Origin of the sequence: Flavobacterium sp. MDT1-60 (assembly GCF_014844035.1) — a bacterium.
Taxonomy (GTDB): Bacteria; Bacteroidota; Bacteroidia; order Flavobacteriales; family Flavobacteriaceae; genus Flavobacterium.
The window spans coordinates 3,852,262-3,868,846 of record NZ_CP062159.1 but is presented as its reverse complement, the minus strand read 5'-3'; the positions used below and the strand labels follow the sequence as shown (position 1 = coordinate 3,868,846).

At 33.6% G+C, this 16,585-nt stretch carries 15 protein-coding genes; 6 read left to right on the top strand and 9 right to left on the bottom strand.

Going from position 1 to position 16,585, the window contains the following annotated elements:
- Window positions 1–33: 33 nt before the first annotated feature.
- From IHE43_RS16135 to IHE43_RS16115, 5 genes are all read right to left on the bottom strand, one after another.
- Complete coding sequence (locus tag IHE43_RS16135; protein WP_192184852.1) at window positions 34–507, bottom strand: DUF5367 family protein; 474 nt, start codon at window positions 505–507, stop codon at window positions 34–36.
- A gap of 6 nt (window positions 508–513) precedes the next feature.
- On the bottom strand, window positions 514–1,356 hold the full coding sequence (locus IHE43_RS16130) for an NAD(P)H-binding protein (protein WP_192184851.1): 843 nt from the start codon (window positions 1,354–1,356) through the stop codon (window positions 514–516).
- A gap of 73 nt (window positions 1,357–1,429) precedes the next feature.
- Window positions 1,430–2,308: an AraC family transcriptional regulator gene (locus tag IHE43_RS16125; RefSeq protein WP_192184850.1), complete on the bottom strand. Its 879-nt coding sequence runs from the start codon at window positions 2,306–2,308 to the stop codon at window positions 1,430–1,432.
- 132 nt (window positions 2,309–2,440) lie between these two features.
- The gene (locus IHE43_RS16120; RefSeq protein WP_192184849.1) at window positions 2,441–3,310 is read right to left on the bottom strand and encodes a DMT family transporter; all 870 of its coding nucleotides are present in this window, start codon (window positions 3,308–3,310) and stop codon (window positions 2,441–2,443) included.
- A gap of 444 nt (window positions 3,311–3,754) precedes the next feature.
- Window positions 3,755–4,771 (bottom strand): FAD:protein FMN transferase, encoded by a 1,017-nt coding sequence (locus IHE43_RS16115; protein ID WP_192184848.1) that lies wholly within the window; start codon window positions 4,769–4,771, stop codon window positions 3,755–3,757.
- A gap of 309 nt (window positions 4,772–5,080) precedes the next feature.
- Between IHE43_RS16115 and IHE43_RS16110 the strand changes: the two genes are divergently transcribed.
- Together IHE43_RS16110 and IHE43_RS16105 are read left to right on the top strand one after the other, a co-directional pair.
- On the top strand, window positions 5,081–5,536 hold the full coding sequence (locus tag IHE43_RS16110; protein ID WP_192184847.1) for a hypothetical protein: 456 nt from the start codon (window positions 5,081–5,083) through the stop codon (window positions 5,534–5,536).
- A gap of 1 nt (window position 5,537) precedes the next feature.
- Window positions 5,538–5,840 carry a hypothetical protein gene (locus tag IHE43_RS16105; protein ID WP_192184846.1) on the top strand — a complete coding sequence of 101 codons (303 nt, stop codon included), beginning with the start codon at window positions 5,538–5,540 and terminating at the stop codon, window positions 5,838–5,840.
- A gap of 81 nt (window positions 5,841–5,921) precedes the next feature.
- Here the strand turns inward: IHE43_RS16105 and IHE43_RS16100 are convergent, their stop codons facing one another.
- The 4 genes from IHE43_RS16100 to IHE43_RS16085 all read right to left on the bottom strand — a co-directional run bounded on the left by IHE43_RS16100 (window position 5,922) and on the right by IHE43_RS16085 (window position 11,084).
- Window positions 5,922–8,108: a PepSY domain-containing protein gene (locus IHE43_RS16100; protein WP_192184845.1), complete on the bottom strand. Its 2,187-nt coding sequence runs from the start codon at window positions 8,106–8,108 to the stop codon at window positions 5,922–5,924.
- 80 nt (window positions 8,109–8,188) lie between these two features.
- Complete coding sequence (locus IHE43_RS16095; RefSeq protein ID WP_192184844.1) at window positions 8,189–8,668, bottom strand: DUF2271 domain-containing protein; 480 nt, start codon at window positions 8,666–8,668, stop codon at window positions 8,189–8,191.
- Between the two features lie 91 nt (window positions 8,669–8,759).
- Complete coding sequence (locus IHE43_RS16090) at window positions 8,760–10,244, bottom strand: ankyrin repeat domain-containing protein (RefSeq protein ID WP_192184843.1); 1,485 nt, start codon at window positions 10,242–10,244, stop codon at window positions 8,760–8,762.
- Window positions 10,245–10,700: 456 nt separating this feature from the next.
- Window positions 10,701–11,084 carry a response regulator gene (locus IHE43_RS16085; protein WP_192184842.1) on the bottom strand — a complete coding sequence of 128 codons (384 nt, stop codon included), beginning with the start codon at window positions 11,082–11,084 and terminating at the stop codon, window positions 10,701–10,703.
- 207 nt (window positions 11,085–11,291) lie between these two features.
- Here IHE43_RS16085 and IHE43_RS16080 point away from each other — a divergent pair, with 207 nt between their 5' ends.
- The 4 genes from IHE43_RS16080 to IHE43_RS16065 all read left to right on the top strand — a co-directional run bounded on the left by IHE43_RS16080 (window position 11,292) and on the right by IHE43_RS16065 (window position 16,573).
- Window positions 11,292–12,329: a bestrophin family protein gene (locus IHE43_RS16080; RefSeq protein ID WP_192184841.1), complete on the top strand. Its 1,038-nt coding sequence runs from the start codon at window positions 11,292–11,294 to the stop codon at window positions 12,327–12,329.
- A gap of 255 nt (window positions 12,330–12,584) precedes the next feature.
- Window positions 12,585–13,925 carry a TolC family protein gene (locus IHE43_RS16075; RefSeq protein WP_192184840.1) on the top strand — a complete coding sequence of 447 codons (1,341 nt, stop codon included), beginning with the start codon at window positions 12,585–12,587 and terminating at the stop codon, window positions 13,923–13,925.
- Between the two features lie 11 nt (window positions 13,926–13,936).
- A complete protein-coding gene (locus tag IHE43_RS16070) occupies window positions 13,937–15,001 on the top strand; it encodes an HlyD family secretion protein (RefSeq protein WP_192184839.1) in 1,065 nt (354 codons plus the stop codon).
- A 3-nt stretch (window positions 15,002–15,004) separates the two neighbouring features.
- The gene (locus IHE43_RS16065) at window positions 15,005–16,573 is read left to right on the top strand and encodes an MFS transporter (RefSeq protein ID WP_192184838.1); all 1,569 of its coding nucleotides are present in this window, start codon (window positions 15,005–15,007) and stop codon (window positions 16,571–16,573) included.
- Window positions 16,574–16,585: the final 12 nt, after the last annotated feature.

Here is a 16,585-nt window from a genome sequence, read left to right as displayed (position 1 = left end):
ATAAAATTAAAAATACAAGATCCAAATCTCCGGTTAAAAGCTCTTTGATTTTTTAGCTGTATTGTCACTCTGGATTTTATATAAAAAAATACGCCAGATTCTATTAGATCTGGCGTATCTTGTTTCAGTTGGGTTTAATCTTTTTCCTCCAATAAAAATAAACAGTAAAAAGGTTATCAGTACTAAAATCCACAAAACCGGACTACTGAAAAAGCTCTGATAACTTCTTCCGTTTGGTATTTCTACAAAAGGAATGGTTATAAAAATATCCAATAACAAAGCCGTTCCGGACATTATAAGTCCAACTATCATTCCGTTTGTTTGATGTCCGTTTTTATAATAAAATTGAGCGCCCAAAAAAGCATAGAATGAAATGCAGATCATGACAATGAAAGCCTGCACGACAAAAGAATCTTTGATGACAGGAATATGTTCCAAAAGATAGAAAGATATACTAACACAAGACCAAACGAATAATCCTGAAACTATTCCTCTCAAATAAACCATTTCGATTTAGTTTTGAGGCACAGTCTGATTCCAAACTCCGGTTTTAGCTGTTTCTAAAGCATAAGCGGAGAAATCTTTGGCTTTTCTGCCCAAAACTTTTTCGATATCTGAGGTAACGGATGAATTCCTGCCATCCAAAACCTGTTCAAAAAGATAATTCACCAGCCAGATATGATCTTCAGGAACCTTATATTCTCGCAACATCTGAATATATTCTTCTAAACTCAAAGATTGAAAAGTGATATCTCGATCTGTAGCTTTGGCAATTTCGGCAATAACTTCCTTGAAAGTTAATAATCTTGGTCCGGTAAGTTCATAAGTTTGTCCGTTGTGTTTCTCCTCCAAAAGTGAAGCTACAACAACATCAGCAATATCATCGGCATCTGTAAAAGGCTCGAGTGCTTCGGCTCTTGGAAGTGCAACGTAACCGGCTAGTATTGGCTCCAGAAAGAAGCTTTCGCTAAAGTTTTGGTTGAACCAGCTTGCTCGTACAATCGTCCAGTTTTTGGCGTTGGTTTGCACGATTTCTTCACAAATCTGAGCTTCTTTTTCGCCTCTTCCGGAAAGTAAAACCATTTTTTGAACGCCCATTTGCGTAGCTAAGCCACTAAAAAGCTGAATAGCAGTTGTTGCTGAAGGAATAGCCAAATCAGGTTGATAACTAATATAAACGGTATCTATATCCTTAAGTGCCGCTTGCCAGGTTTCTGGTTTTTCCCAGTCAAACGGAATTGCAGCATTTCGTGAACCTGCGCGAACTTCAACATCTGGATTATTTTCTAATCTTTCCCATACTCTGCGTCCTGTTTTACCATTGGCACCCAGAACTAAAATTTTTGTAGTTTTCATATCAATATCGTTTTTAAGTGATTACTGATACAAAATTGGTTAGATTAGAATGAAATCATTTGTCTGAAAAGAATTATGATTTGTTTGAAAAGAATTGTTGTTTGACATCATTTGGTCTTGTACCGAATTTAGTATAAAAAGCATTCGAGAAAGAACTCAAACTTTCATAACCGACTTCCCAAGCCGATTCCTGTACGGTTTTTTCACTATCGCGAAGCAATTCATAGGCTTTATGCAGTCTTTCTTCCTGAATGTATTTGAAAACCGGGATTCCGAAAAGTTCTTTAAAGTTCTTTTTGAGTTTATTACTGTTGAGTCCAACCATTTTGGATAATTCGGTAATCGACGGTGGTTTTGAATAATGAGTGGTTACAATTTCCTTGGCATGAAACAACTTGTTTTTATCGTATTCAGACAAATCTGCTTTTTTATCTGTGGTGAGCAAGGCATAAAAATGAGCTAAAAGTTCATTCACCTGACTTTTTAAAAACAATAGTCGGGTAGTGCCGGTATAGGAAGTGTTGAAGATTTTCTGAACTGCTAATTGCATATCAAGCGTCATATAAAATGCCGGACCTTTAACAAAATGTTCTTTTGGGTTCAGTAAATCCGGAAGATAATTTTCAAAAATCTCTTTTTCAGCCGGAGGTAATGTATTAAGATATTTAAGTTTAGCAAAGATGCTGATTGATTGCAAAGGTTTATCATGTTCAATTTTGTGGGCGAATTCCACTTTCTGATTTCCAAAAAAACAAATTGCCAAACCGGTAGTATTCGTCAAATATTTCGTTTGATTGTTATGTTTGATTTCCAATTCGACATTGCCAGAACCGTAAAAAGCAAAACCAATAGAGTCGCCGTCGATTTCACATTTTTGGACTACCGTTTTTGTTGCATAAGACTGCTCAATTAAAACAATAAAATCATTTACTTCCAGAATATCTGTTGTCATACTAAATCAGGATGTTTTGATAAAAGTATGAAAAAATTAGTGTTTTTTAGAAATCAAGACAAACTTATACTATTGAAAAACAGAAAGGCACAGAATGATAAACACTTGTGCCTTTGTGTAAAATAGTTTTTATTATTTACTTTTCTTTAAAGAAATAATCGTCTGTAAAAGAACAGAAATCATTACAAAGAACAAACCCACATAAAAAGAAGTATTTACTTCCTTACTTTCATCAAAAAATATAAATGCCAATATAATGGCATAAATAGGTTCGAGATTGAAGCTAAGATTAACAGTAAAAGCAGGTATCTTTTTCAACACTTCAGCAAAAGAAACATACAAGCCAACTGTACAGAAAAGCGATAATAAAATCAGATAAAAAGTATCTTTTAAATTTGGAACAAAGCTTTCCGCAGGAAAAAGAAGTAAATAGAAAGGGAGCAAAGCGCCCAGCCCAATAGTTCCGCCAAACATCTGATAATAATTAATTATTTTACTGTCGTAAGTTTTAACCAGCCGTTCATTAAAAATTGTATAAAGTGCAGCAAAAGCTGATGAAATAAAACCCAAAACAATGGCTAATTGATAAGAAGCGTCAAAATGAAAAATCAGACTGATACCTAATAACGTCAATGCGCTTAACAATAATTCAGAAAATTTAAACTTTGTTCTATCAATCAAAGGTTTGAAAAAAGCAGTAAAAAAACTTGTCAAACAATAACAAACAACACCGATAGAAATGTTTGAGTACTTAATGCTTGCGTAGAAAAAAAACCAATGTATGGTAATTAGCAAGCCTATTTTAGCAATATCAAATTTTTCTTTTAAAGTAGTTCTGTCAGCTATTTTAAAAAGTTTTAGAATCAGGAATAAAATAACATACGAAAATAATACTCTATACCAAGTTAATAATCCCTCATTAAGGGAAATTAGTTTTCCAAAAACGCCAGTAAAACCGGCAAGTATCACAGCAAAGTGTAATAATAAATATGATTTTTTCATAAAAAATTATCTACCAATCCTTTTCAGGACAAGATTTTTAATATTAATATTTAATTTAGAATTTTAAGCATAGCAATTCAATAGATAAAAATATCTAAGCCATACTTTTTTAAATTTCTAGAAAATATTAAAACCTTGGGGGAGGAAGACAACTCTTTCTGTTCATATCTTTTTTATTAAGAATTGCAAAGGTAACAAAAAATCTACCTAGCGCAATGCTTTAAAATATTCGAGCTAAAATGAACCGACAAAAAATGGAAGATAACACAAGTCTCTAATTATTTGCATTTTTAGTGGAATTATTGTTAATTTCTATTTTCATTTAGCCGAATATGCTCAGTTTCATAAGTTGCAAACAACTAGAGGCACGATAACATTTTTATGTCAATTAAATGCCTTTTTAAGCGGCTACAAAATCTATGTTTATATGTGTTTAAAAACAACCTAATTTTTCAAATGAAATCTCGTCTTATTAAAATTCTTCGATTTAATAATTTTCCCTTTATCTGTAATCAAAATCCAGCGGTATTCCGGATATTTATTGATGAGGCTGATTCCGGCTTCTTTTCCTAAAACCATGATCGAAGTACTAAAACCATTGGCTGTTTCGGCATTGGGACCAAAAACAGAAACGCTGCAAAGCCCGGTAGAGGGATATCCAGTTGTTGGATTTATAATATGCGAATACCTTTTGCCCTCTAAAACCACAAATTTTTCGTAGCTCCCTGAAGTTGTTACGGCGCCATCGTGCAACGGAACTACAGCAAAAACTTTATCGGTCTGAAAAGGATTTGTCATTCCGATGTTCCAGTCTTTGCCATTGGGTTGTTTTCCCCAAACGGTCATATCACCAGTGGCGTTTACGATTCCTGCTTTTATGCCTTTTGCGAACATTAAATCCTTGCATTTGTTGGTAGCATATCCTTCGCCTAAAGCGCCAAAACCAATTTTCATTCCCTTTAATTTTAGGAAAATAGTCGATTGCGCGCTATCCAAAATGATGTTTTTGTAACCGACTTTCTCTACCGATTTTTTTATGGCTTCCGCCGAAGGCATCTCGGTCATCGAGCCATCAAATTTCCAGATTCGGTCCATGGCTGCAAAACTGATATCGAAAGCACCGTTGGTAATTTCAGAAAAATGAAGTGCTCTTTGCGTTAGTTCAAAAACTTCTTTGTCGACTTTTACAGGACGAATTCCCGCATTCTGATTGACTTCTGAAACTTGTGAAGTGGGTTTCCAATCTGAAATTAAATTTTCAATTCTGGTGATTTCAGAAATAATTTCATCAATTGAATTTTCTGCTGTTATGGAATCTTGCGCTACAATCGAAATATCAAACCGGCCTCCCATAAGCATCGTTGTTCTTTTTCGGAGTGTTTGAGCTTCAGCATTAAAAGTACATACAAATACCAAAATAAACAGTACTGAATGGAAAGGGGATTTGTATTTATGCAGCATATAATTCTTTATAAATGTTTGTATAATTCTAACTTGTAGAGGTGTGGGTATGTTTCTCTGATTTTTTTTAACACATAGTCACGAAGCTTCGGGATACGTTTTTATACTTAAAAAAAGGAAATTGAAAGAAACTAGTTTTTAACTTTTCTGGTTTTGCGTGGTTTGGTACTAATTAAGATTTGTTTTTCGGTTAATCACAAATTTTCTCAAATATAAGACTATGTTTAAATTAAACCAAAAACCAAATCTCACAAAACCGTTGTTAGCTTGAAATAATTTTCACTATATTTGGGATTATAATTTTCTCATATGTTACAATTTGATACTAACGGCTATCTAACTCCGGATAGAAATATTTCTTCAACCCTTTCTGAATTAGAGCAAACTTTTAAAATTAATAATATTCGAGAAGATATTTACAATCTATATTTAAATTATTCGAATGAACTAAAAAACATAATTGGTAAAGATATTAAGCAATGGGTTGATGGCTCCTATGTAACTAAGAAGAACGCTCCCGAGGATATCGATATTCTTACATTCATAGATTATGATGATTTTGAAAAGTATGAAAATGAATTAAATAAATTTTTTTATCCCAATTCGAAGGCCGAATACAATATTGATGCCTATATAATTGTTGTTTACCCAAATAACCATAAAAAGAATTTTTATTATAGAAGTGATTATGCAAATTGGTTGACGGACTTTTCAAAAGATTTTAAAACAAATACAAAAAAAGGGTTTTTAGAAATTGTGATATAATATGGAAAAGCAAGATATAACATATCTAATTAATTTATTAGACAAACTAAAACGAACAGATGATATGCTTAGACTGCATCGTAATAACGATTCAAATGCAATGCTTAAGCAATATGAAGCAATTTCCAATGATACAATATTTGAAATTATGAAAGTGCTTTACAGAGGAGAAAATAAAAATCATGAACTAGCTAATAAAATATCTTTTAATATTTTCATTAAATATCCTACTGAGAACTCGCATAGAATTTTAAATGATGAAGATATTATACCAAATCTGGAAAAGATGTTGTTAACTTCTTGATATTCTTGAACTATGTGTTTTCAAATCAATGAAATGTCTTTTTTTAGCGGCTGCAAGATCTATGTTTCTATGTGTTTAAATTTAATAACAATCCGTCAATAATTGACCATTGTTTTTATAATCACCCAGTTGTTTATTTTTCTCAACTAATAAAGAAGCAAGCGTCGATTCCACATCTTTTTGCATGGCCAGTGAACCGCAAATCATGATTACGCCATTGTTATCCAGCAAATCAATAAAGAATTCAGCATCGCGTTTAATCAGATCCATCACATAAAAATGATTTTCTTCACGGGATAAAGCCAAATGAAAACTTTGCAAATGTTGCTTTTGTATCATTTCTGAAGCGAAGGTTTTATAACCTGAAACCGTTTCTGTTTCCATTCTGAAACCGCAATATAAATGGATTTCTGTCTTTTTCTTGTTTTGTTCGATCATGCCAAGGAAAGGCGCAATTCCGGTTCCGTTGGAGATAAAAGCCACTTTTGAAGCTTTTTTAGGCAAATGAAAAGCATGGTTGTTAATGATTCTTGCTTTGAGGACATTGCCGGGTGCCAAATTATTCAAGAAGCCGGAACCGAGCCCGTTAGGATGCAGTTTGACAACCAATTGAATGTTACCGGAATGATTTCCGATAGAGTAGAGGCGCTCCCTTGTATCATTTGCCGGATAAATAGCCAGTAAGTCACCGGATTGAAATTTGGCTCTTATATTGGCACGCAGCGTAATGATAAAAGTATGTTCCGTTTCAGAAATAGCGGTTTTATCTAAAACCATTAATTTCTGCAAGCCTTTTGGCACATGATTGTATAAGGAAGGCGTTGTGGACAATGGTATCCCGGTTTTAACACTCCATAATTTAATCCACTCCACAAATTCTACCGCCGATTTATCATTGACAGTCTGCAATGCTAAAAGACGTTCTGTCCAGTTTTGCTCTTCTAAAAGTGCATCAATTTCACGGGCAAAACCACAAAAATCAGGATAAGCCGTAGAACCAAATCCAACGACGGAAAATTTGATTTTTTGCTGTTGACTGTGTTTCTTTAAAAGGGATATGAATTTTTTTCCGTTGGAGGGCGCATCGCCCAATCCGTGTGTGGAAGAGAAAACTATAATATGTTCTGCTTTTGGAAAAACAGTGTAACTATTCAATTCGGTTAAAAAAGCTTTTTCACCCGCAGCATTCAATTGTTTCTGAATCGCATTGGCGAATCGCAATGAACTTCCATTTTCAGAACCTGCCAATAAAATGTATTTACTTTCGCTGGCTTTGAATTTATTTTTAATTCGGCTTGACCTTCTTTTCAAAGTCATCGCAAAACCGGAATAGATAAAAAAGAGAATATTTGCAGCAGCAATAGCGAGAACTAAAGCCCAAATAGCGTTTATTCTTCCGGTATGAAGATCTAAACTCAAATCAGCAAATTGAGCCGTTATTGGCGAACGTTTTTCGCTAATCACTTCACCCGTAACCTGATTGACTTCAATTTCGCGGTCTTTTAATTCTATGATATAATATTCTTCAGGATCATCTGTAAAAGGAAATTCGATTTTCTTTACATCAGCCAAAAGCGTAGTCTTGAAAATATTGACAATCGCACCTTTTTTGGCAGGCGCAATGGTTTCTGTTTTTTCTTTTTGCTCTTTTTTATCCATGAAAAAGTTAAACCTCTCCAACGATAAATACGTTCCTGTAAATGCAATAATCAGAATCGGAATTAAAGCCAATCGCCCTAAAACAACATGATAATATTGCGCAAAATATTCTTTTATGACTTTTGAAAAGAAGTTACGAATCCCTTTTTGTCTTTTTAAAACCAGAACGAATCCTGAAATCGCAATTAAGAATAATAAAAAGGAAATAACACCCACAAAAAAACGACCCGCTTCGTGCAAAAACAAAGAGCGATGAAAGCTGGTTATCCACTGAATAAATTCACTCTTTTTAACCGGAGTTCCTAACTTTTTTCCTGTTTTGACATCAATATAAGCGTTGATGTCATTTCCGTCCTGATCAATAGCCTGAAGCGTTACAAACTGATTGTAATCAACAGTTAATTCGGTCATTTCAGAATAGTTCTTTTTTAACACAGGAAGCGTTTGTCCCAGCGTTATTTTATCAAAATTTTCAACTTTATACGGAAGTGTTTTTTCCTGTACAGCATCAACAGCCAGGATAATACCTGTTACAGATGCTACTATCAAAAATAAAGAAGAAACCAAAGCCAGAGCCAGGTGAGAGGAACGCCAAAAAGAAAGAGTCATTGAGTTTAAGCTAAAGGTAATCGACTGTACTTAGAGCTTTGTCAAAGTTTTAAACTTTGACAAAGCTTAGATTTCTATTATTAAATTTTGTTTAATCTTACGTATCTGATGTACCCTTTTCCTTCTGTTTTATCAGCAAGACCTGCCGTAGTAAGCGGAATTTCAGCATCAGTTGTATAGTACTTTTGATCCTCGACGGCAGATTCAAATCTTAATTTATAGCCTTTATTCAATTTAGAATCGTCAATTTCAAATGTAGTGATACTACGATCGCCCCCAGTAACGGATGCCCCGCTAATAGCGCTGATATCTTCATGTTTCTTAGTTTGAAATTTATTCCATTCTTTTAATGAAGTGTACCATTTTTTATCATCGCCCATTACATAAAGTGTTTTTTCGTATTCCCCTTTTGGATTGATAAGAGAAACAACGATATAAGCGCCTTCTCCCATATAATTCGCCATTTGAAGCATACATTTGTATTTACTTTGCGCAACAGATTGAAAAGAAAGTAGAGTGATTAATGAAGCAGTTAAGGCTATTTTGAAGATTGATTTCATTTTTTTATAATTGTGAATTGTGAATTGTGAAATGTGAAATGTGAAAATAGATTTACTTCTAACATTTCACATCTCACATCTTACTATATACCTATTTTAAAAAGTCAATTGAAACGTTTTGTTTTGTTAAAGACTCGTTTTCTTTGGCAAGAGCGTAAGCACTTTCGTCAAACTCAGTTTTAATGTCTTTTTTGGCACCAATTGAAATCAGGTATTTCAGGATTTCATCGTTTTTAGAGATCATGGCAGCTTTATGCAAAGCCGTCATACCATCTTTGTTTTTTGTATTTACGTCGATGTTTAAAACAGCTAATTTTTTTAACAAAGTAAGCTCATTTTTTACGACCGCTAAGTGATACAAAGTACTGCCATCTTTTTGAGCAGCAGCAAGATTTAAGCCTTTGTCTTGTAGTAATTTTATTTTTGCTTCTAAAGGATCTGGTCCTTTTGATGCTTCAGGACGATACGATTGAACTAGGTATACGCCCAAATTATTGCCGTCTTTATCGGTAACGTTTACATCGGCACCTTTGTTTAAAAGAAGCGCAGCATTCTCAGTAGTTCCTGATTTTACGGCGATTGTCAAAGCTGATTCTCCTTTTGCGTTTTTCGCATTTACATTTTTTGTAACCGCTAATAATTGTTCCAAAACAGTAGTTTCTCTTGATGCAGCAGCTTTGATAAGAGGTGTATTTCCATCTTTATCAACTTTATTAGCATCCACACCTTTGCCTAAGAAATATTTAACAATTTCAGACTGATTTGGTTTAGCTGCTAATAAGTGAAGGATATTTTCTTCTGATTTGTTTACAGCAGTTGGTTTTAGTTTTAATTCTTCTACCAAATATTTATATGCTTCTAATGATGTAGTTTCTCTACGATTTCCTTGTGCAGCAAAAAACAGGGCATTGTCATTATACTTAATTCCTTTAGCAGCTATCTTTTTCAGTAATTCAATATTTCCAACTCTTGCAGCATAATTAAAAGCCGTATTTCCGTTGTTATCGACATCTTTAAGAGACATTCCTTTTGTTGTGAAATATTCCGCAAGAGTCAGGTTTTTATCAAACGCAATACTAAGTAATAATAAGTTGGCACCCTCATTATATTTTTTCGTCGGATTTAATCCTGCTTTAAAAAAGGCCTCGTATAAAGCTGGATTAATTTGGCCGCTGGTCGCAGCAAAATCAGCTGGCGTTGCACGGTGGCTGTCTTCAAGATTAATATCTGAACCTTTCTTAATAAGATATTCTACCATTTCTACATTTCCTTTGTAGGCTGCCCAATGCAGGTAAATACGATTGTCGTGAGTTGATTTGGTAACCGGGTTACCTGGTTGGTCAAGCAGGAACTTTATCGTTTCATTTGGTGCATCGTTATTAATGGCAAGAACAGTAACATCAAATGCATTCGGATTGGCCTGAGATGGGTTGTTTCCTTTTGCTATTTCGGCTTTTACAGTTTCTACATTAGGAGCAGTTTTCCAGAAGGCTGCTTCTAATAATGTATTCTTTTGCTGAGCATTAGAAAATAAGGTAGCAACTAACGCAATTGAAATGAAAAGTTTCTTTTTCATATTTAGAAATTTACAATTTTTAAAATAGTTTGGTTATGTCTCTTGTTCATTCGAAAAATGGCTTTTTAAAGCAACCTATTTAGAATAAATAAAAATAAGGCAAATGTAAAAATAAATATTAGTAAGACAATTTATTTGGAGAAGAAAATCAATCTTAATTTACTCTTAAGATAACTGAATTTCAAAAAGGTTTAATTTTTCAGGAATTCTTTTTAGTGTCATATCGTAATCGTTTTGGGACTGATAGCGATATATAGCTTTTTAGTTTATTTAAAATAATTATAAATACTTGATTATTAGTTATTTGGTAAAAGTGTATTGTTCTAGCGTAGTCTTCTGCATAACAATGTAATGAAGTACTGTCGTGGTTTTTGCGACACTATTTTTTTATGCCAGTTTAGCTTCGGCAGTATTTTTACTAATTGGAAATTCCGGTAAAATTATTGTTGACAATTTTTAAGATTGAAGTATCTCACGAAGCTCTTCAATTAGTTCTTTGTAACTGTTTGGTTTGCAAATATAATTTCTGACACCAATTTTTTGATACATATCTTTTGCAATAGCATCAGATTGTCCTGATAATACAACAACGGGAATATTTTGCAGCTTGCTATCTTCGTTCAATTTTTCTAAAAAATCCTTACCGGTCAAGCGAGGCATCTGCAAGTCAAGGAAAATAATATCGGGTAAATTTTCTGCTTTTTTTAGATCTTCTAAGGCAATGAAAGCATCAGTAGAGGATGTAATAGTAATATTTTCATTAAAGGAATTAATAGCCTCTGAAAATATTTCTATATCTTCAGGATCATCATCTATTACCAAAATATGTTGATACTTCATTTTCTAAAATTATACAAAAAAACAGCTCTCATAGTTACACAATTTAAGACTGGATTTTATATAATATTAATATTAAGCAAGAAAAAACTCTTTTTAACTGAATTAGGCAAGTCATTTTTTTAACATAAAATAATTTTTGTATTTAGCTTATTTTTATCTTTATAATATATACGGTTTTTGCTTTAATGAATATAAAATCAGCTCATTATGTTTGTAAATAATAGTTTCAGCTATAAATCAATAGCAAGATTCAGCGGAGGTTATGTATTATGGATAATTGTTTGGTCGTTTCTGGTTTTATGTGTTTATAAATTTCTGGATTTTAAATGGATTGCAATTCCGTGGGTTAGTGTCGGAGTTATTGGTACTGCTGTATCTTTTTATATTGGTTTTAAAAATAATCAGTCTTATGATAGAATATGGGAAGCCAGAAAAATATGGGGTGCAATTCTAAATATTAGTCGAATGTGGGGTTCCACGACTAGAGGTTATATCAAAAATCACGACTCTCTCCAAAAACTTACAGACGAAGAAATAGACACGATCACTAAAAAGCTGATTTATAGGAATATTGCGTATGTATATGCCTTGCGCGATCAGTTACTAATACCAACTTCTTGGGAACATGTAAGTTTAGGAACTCATGTTGCCAGAAGAAACCGAAAAAAAATGGAAAAAATTGGTATTGGAATACTTGAAGATAATTTTACAAAAGAAATTTTAGAGAAGCATCTTGGTATTGATGAATATGAAGAATTGACTAAATTTTCTACTATGGCAACACATATTATTGATCTTCAATCTCAAGATTTAATGAAGCTGAGAAAAAATGGTGTTATCAACGATTTTTATCATGCACAATTGCAAACACTCCTAAACAATTTATACGATGAGCAGGGTAAAGCTGAAAGAATTAAAAAATTTCCTTTACCACGTTTGTACGCTTATACCAGTATTTTATTTGTATTAATTTTTATTATTTTATTGCCGTTTGGTTTGATAGCCCAATTCGATAAAATGGGACCTTACGAAACGTGGTTGTTTATTCCGACAGTAACAATTATTTCCTGGATTTTTCTTATTATGGAGCTTGTTGGTGACTATTCTGAAAACCCATTTGGCGGATTAGGAAATGATATTCCGATGCTCTCTATTTGTCGGTCTATTGAAATTGACCTGAAAGAAATGATTGGAGATGGAGACATTCCAAAACCTATTTTGGCACAAAATGGTATTTTGTTGTAAATCCACTGATATTAAAAAACAACATTCTCTAATTCAATTATAATATTTTAAGAATTTGTTGAATTATTTAAATAAATTTAACATACGATTTGAGTTATCAAAATAAATCGATACTTTTGATAGAGAGATAGTTAACCATGTTAAATTGAATTTATTTCAATTTATTGTCTACGCCTAATATTTAATTGAAGTTGTTTAAAATAAACTGTTTGCATTTACCGATGTCATATAAAAAAATTAAACGAATTAAATCGAATGAAGTATCGGCAATTAAAAAATTTAGGCTTAAAATATCTGTTTTTTGTGTTGGTATGTTCTCGTACCAGCCTAAGTTTTGCACAGCAAGATAGTCTTGTTATTGCAAAACCACTAAAATTCGACGAAGCCATATTGTTAGGTATTCAAAATAACAAACAACTTAAAATAGCCAACACTAATTTAGCGATTGCTAAAGAAAACGTTGATCAGGCAAAGATTGCTAAAATGCCACGAGTGGGACTAAGTGCAGGTTATACATATATAGGTGATCCTAAATTATACGAAGGATTTTACGAAAGCAATATTACTGTTGATTATTTTAATCATATGGGATTTGCCAATGTTGTTTCGTCGGTTCCAATTTACAGCGGAGGTTCAATTAATAATAGAATCAAGCAACAAGAACTACTTAGTCAGATGCAGGAATCCGTGGTTAAAATGACGGAGGCAGAAGTAAAAAACGCAATTACTGAACAATATTTTACGCTTGAAAAATTATACCGCCAAATTGAGGTTACCAAACAAAATATTATAAATACAGATCTTCGAATTAGCCAGTTAAAATCACGTGTCAATAATGGTCAGAATTTAAAAAGTGATTTACTGAGAACCGAATTGCAACAATCTAATTTTAAGATTTCGGTTTTTAGAAGTACCAATACTATTGAATTGATTAGTAATTATCTGGATATTTTAATTGGATTCCCGACGAATACAATTTTGAAACCGGAAGTAGCAGAAAGCATGCTTCCGACAGAAAATATAGATCTTCAGCAAAGCCTGGCAGATGCATTCCAAAACAGGGAAGAAATAAAACGTGCCGAAATAGGAATCAAAATCTCCGAATCTTCTTTGAGTCTCACAAGAAGCGGATTCCGACCAAACATTAATGCCAATCTTATTTTAAATACCGAATATCCGGCGCAATGGCCGAGCTATGTCAATATTCTCAATTATTGGGCTGCTGGTCTTTCTTTAAGTTGGGATGTTTCGAGTTTTTATACTTTGAAGCATCGAATATCAGGTGATAAATTGGAGATTGATAAGAGTAATATTGCTCTGGAAATAACAAAAGATCAAATTAGTACAGAGGTAAAAAACGCCTATGTCAGATATGCTGAAAGCAAAGAAAACATCAAAACCTACAAAAAAGATGTGGAGTTGTCGATGAGCAATTATAAAATTGTAAAAAGCAGGTATGATAACGATTTTGCCTTAATCAGCGAAATAGTAGATGCTGAATTACAATTAAATAACTCCCGAATTTCACTGGTAAACGCCAATTTAGATTTAATTATTCAATATTATTCCCTGCAATATGCTATGGGTAAACTTTAAGATATCCTATTATGAGTGAAGAAAATGCACCAAATGAAGCAATTCAGAAAAAAGACAAAAAGCGAAATACGGTTTTAACGGTTTTATCTTTTGTTTTTTTAATTGCCGGCGCTTTATGGATTTTAAGTTTATTCTTTGATTTCAGTAATTATGAAACTACAAATAATGCTCAGGTTGAGGCCTATATTAACAGCATTGCGGCAAGAGCAACTGGTCATATTAAAGAAATTAGGTTTGAAGCCAATCAATATGTTCACAAAGGTGATACTTTGGTGATTTTGGATGATTCGGAATACATTATTAAAGTTAAACAGGCTGAAGCTGATTTGGCTATAGCGGAAGGAAACCTGCATTCTTTACAGCAAAATATAACAACTTCGGCCTCTAATCAGGCTTCCGGACAGGAAAAGTTGGCCGGTGATTTGGCAAGTCTTGAAAAAGCACAGAAAGATTATCAGCGTTTTAAAAATATGTATGCTGACTCAGCCGTGACCCGAAATCAGTACGATCAGGTAATTTCAAAATTGAAATCGGAAGAAGCGTATGTAAAAGCAAGCCGGAAAGGAGTAGAAGCAAGCGGCTCTATAACCAAACAAAGTAACATCAATCTGGAAGCGGCAAGCGCCACTGTAGCCAGAAAAAAGGCAGATCTTGATGCTGCCAAATTGCAATTGTCATACACGAATATCATTGCGCCATCTGATGGATTTGTAGGCGAGCGCAATCTTTCTATCGGAGAACTAATCAACGCCAATCAGACGGTAGCCACTATTGTATTAAATCAAAAATTATGGGTTTCGGCTAATTTTAAAGAAACACAAATCGGAAAAATAAAACAGGGACAACAAGTTACCATAACCATAGATGCTCTTGATGGAAAAGAATTTAAAGGAAAAGTGATTGGTTTCTCTCCGGCTACGGGCGCTAAATTTTCGATGGTCGAACCTGATAATTCAACAGGAAATTTTGTAAAAATAACGCAACGCATTCCGGTTAGAATTGAATTTGAAGCTGCAGCCAAAGATTTGGAAGAAGTAAAACCCGGAATGAATGCAACCGTTGATGTAAAAAAGTAAAAGATGATCGCAGGAAAAAAAGGAAGTGTTTTTACTCTTATAGGATTATACATCCTTACCATTCCTTTTTTTAACGGACTGAACGTCACGACTTATGATAACTCACAAATTCTGGGGCATTTTGGGGCTTCGACTACCGTTTTTACCTATTCTGTTTATATTCCTGTTTTTTCGATGTTGGCTTTTATGCCTTTAGGATTAAAATTGGGTAAACAGATTAAAGTGCGTACAATGATTTTATCGGCTGCTTTTTTATCTATTATTTTCAATACCGCATCATTATTTGCAACCACAATTGAGTGGTTTACATTTTGCCGTTCGTTTATGGCTATTATTTCTGTTATCGGAATATTTGCTTCAATGGTACCTATTTTATTAAAATATAATCCCGTTTTTAATATGGCTTTGTTATACGGAATCCTGCAGTTTATCCAGAAAGGAAGTCAGCATCTGTATCAATATTTCGGAGCACATTTTACCAGTTTGCATAACTGGACATTCGGAATTTATTTCCTGAATGTCAATTTTTTGATTTGTATTCTATTGGCCTGGTATTTTTATAAAGCCGATGTGGCCCCAATGAAAACTAAATTTCAGTTTGACTGGAGAGGCTGGATCATTATGATTTTGTTTTTCATGTTGATTCTTTTTTTATGTGCTGAAGGACAAACGAGAAATTGGTTCAGTGATTCCAAAATAGGATTGGCAGTTGCTTTTTTGTTTATAATAGTTGGTGTTTATCTGCTTCATACCCGATTTACAGAAGAACCCATAATTGATCCGGATGTATATCGGTATAAAAATGTGGTGATTGGTGCTTTTTTGATGTTTTATATTGGTGTGATGAACGGAACAGGCAGTATCGTTACAGGTTATATGACTAATGTCTTAGGTTTCGATTCGGTTTTGGGAGCGCAAACACATCTCGCCATATTACTTGGTTTATGTATTTCGATTCCGCTATCCACTTATCTTTTGTACAAGCGAATCTATTTGGCAACCATCTGGATTATCGGCTTTGCGTGTTATGGATTGTATCATAATATACTTTTTTTAAGATTTTATCCCGGAATAGCTTCATCAGATTTCTTTTTGCCATTGGTTTTTAAAGGACTCGGAATGGGGTTTCTTTTTCCGGTTTCCCTGCTTTATATTTCAGAGGGAGTTCCACCTAAATTAAGTGCATCCCGTATGATGAGCGGGATTATTGCTCAGGCCGTTTTTGCATCGCTTTTAGGAAGTGCTATTCTGGGAACATTCATTGGAAATATGAATGTGCAGCATAAAACAGGCCTGAGTCAGCAATTGACAGAAACCAATAAGCAGGCACAAAATCAGCTCATCAATTACAAAAGAAACTTTTTGTTTATGGGATTATCTGATTCCGAAGCACAGAAAAAAGCCGAAAAAAGTCTTTCTAATCAAACAGCACAAGCGGCAATATTACTGGCATATAAGGATATTTATCTGGTGATGTCGGTGATTTGTTTTTTGCCCATTTTTATTATTCTGCTTTTCAAACTTTGGCGCAGGCCAATCGGAAAAGTAGCAGTAGAGCCTATACCAATTTAAGTTATTCTGTTT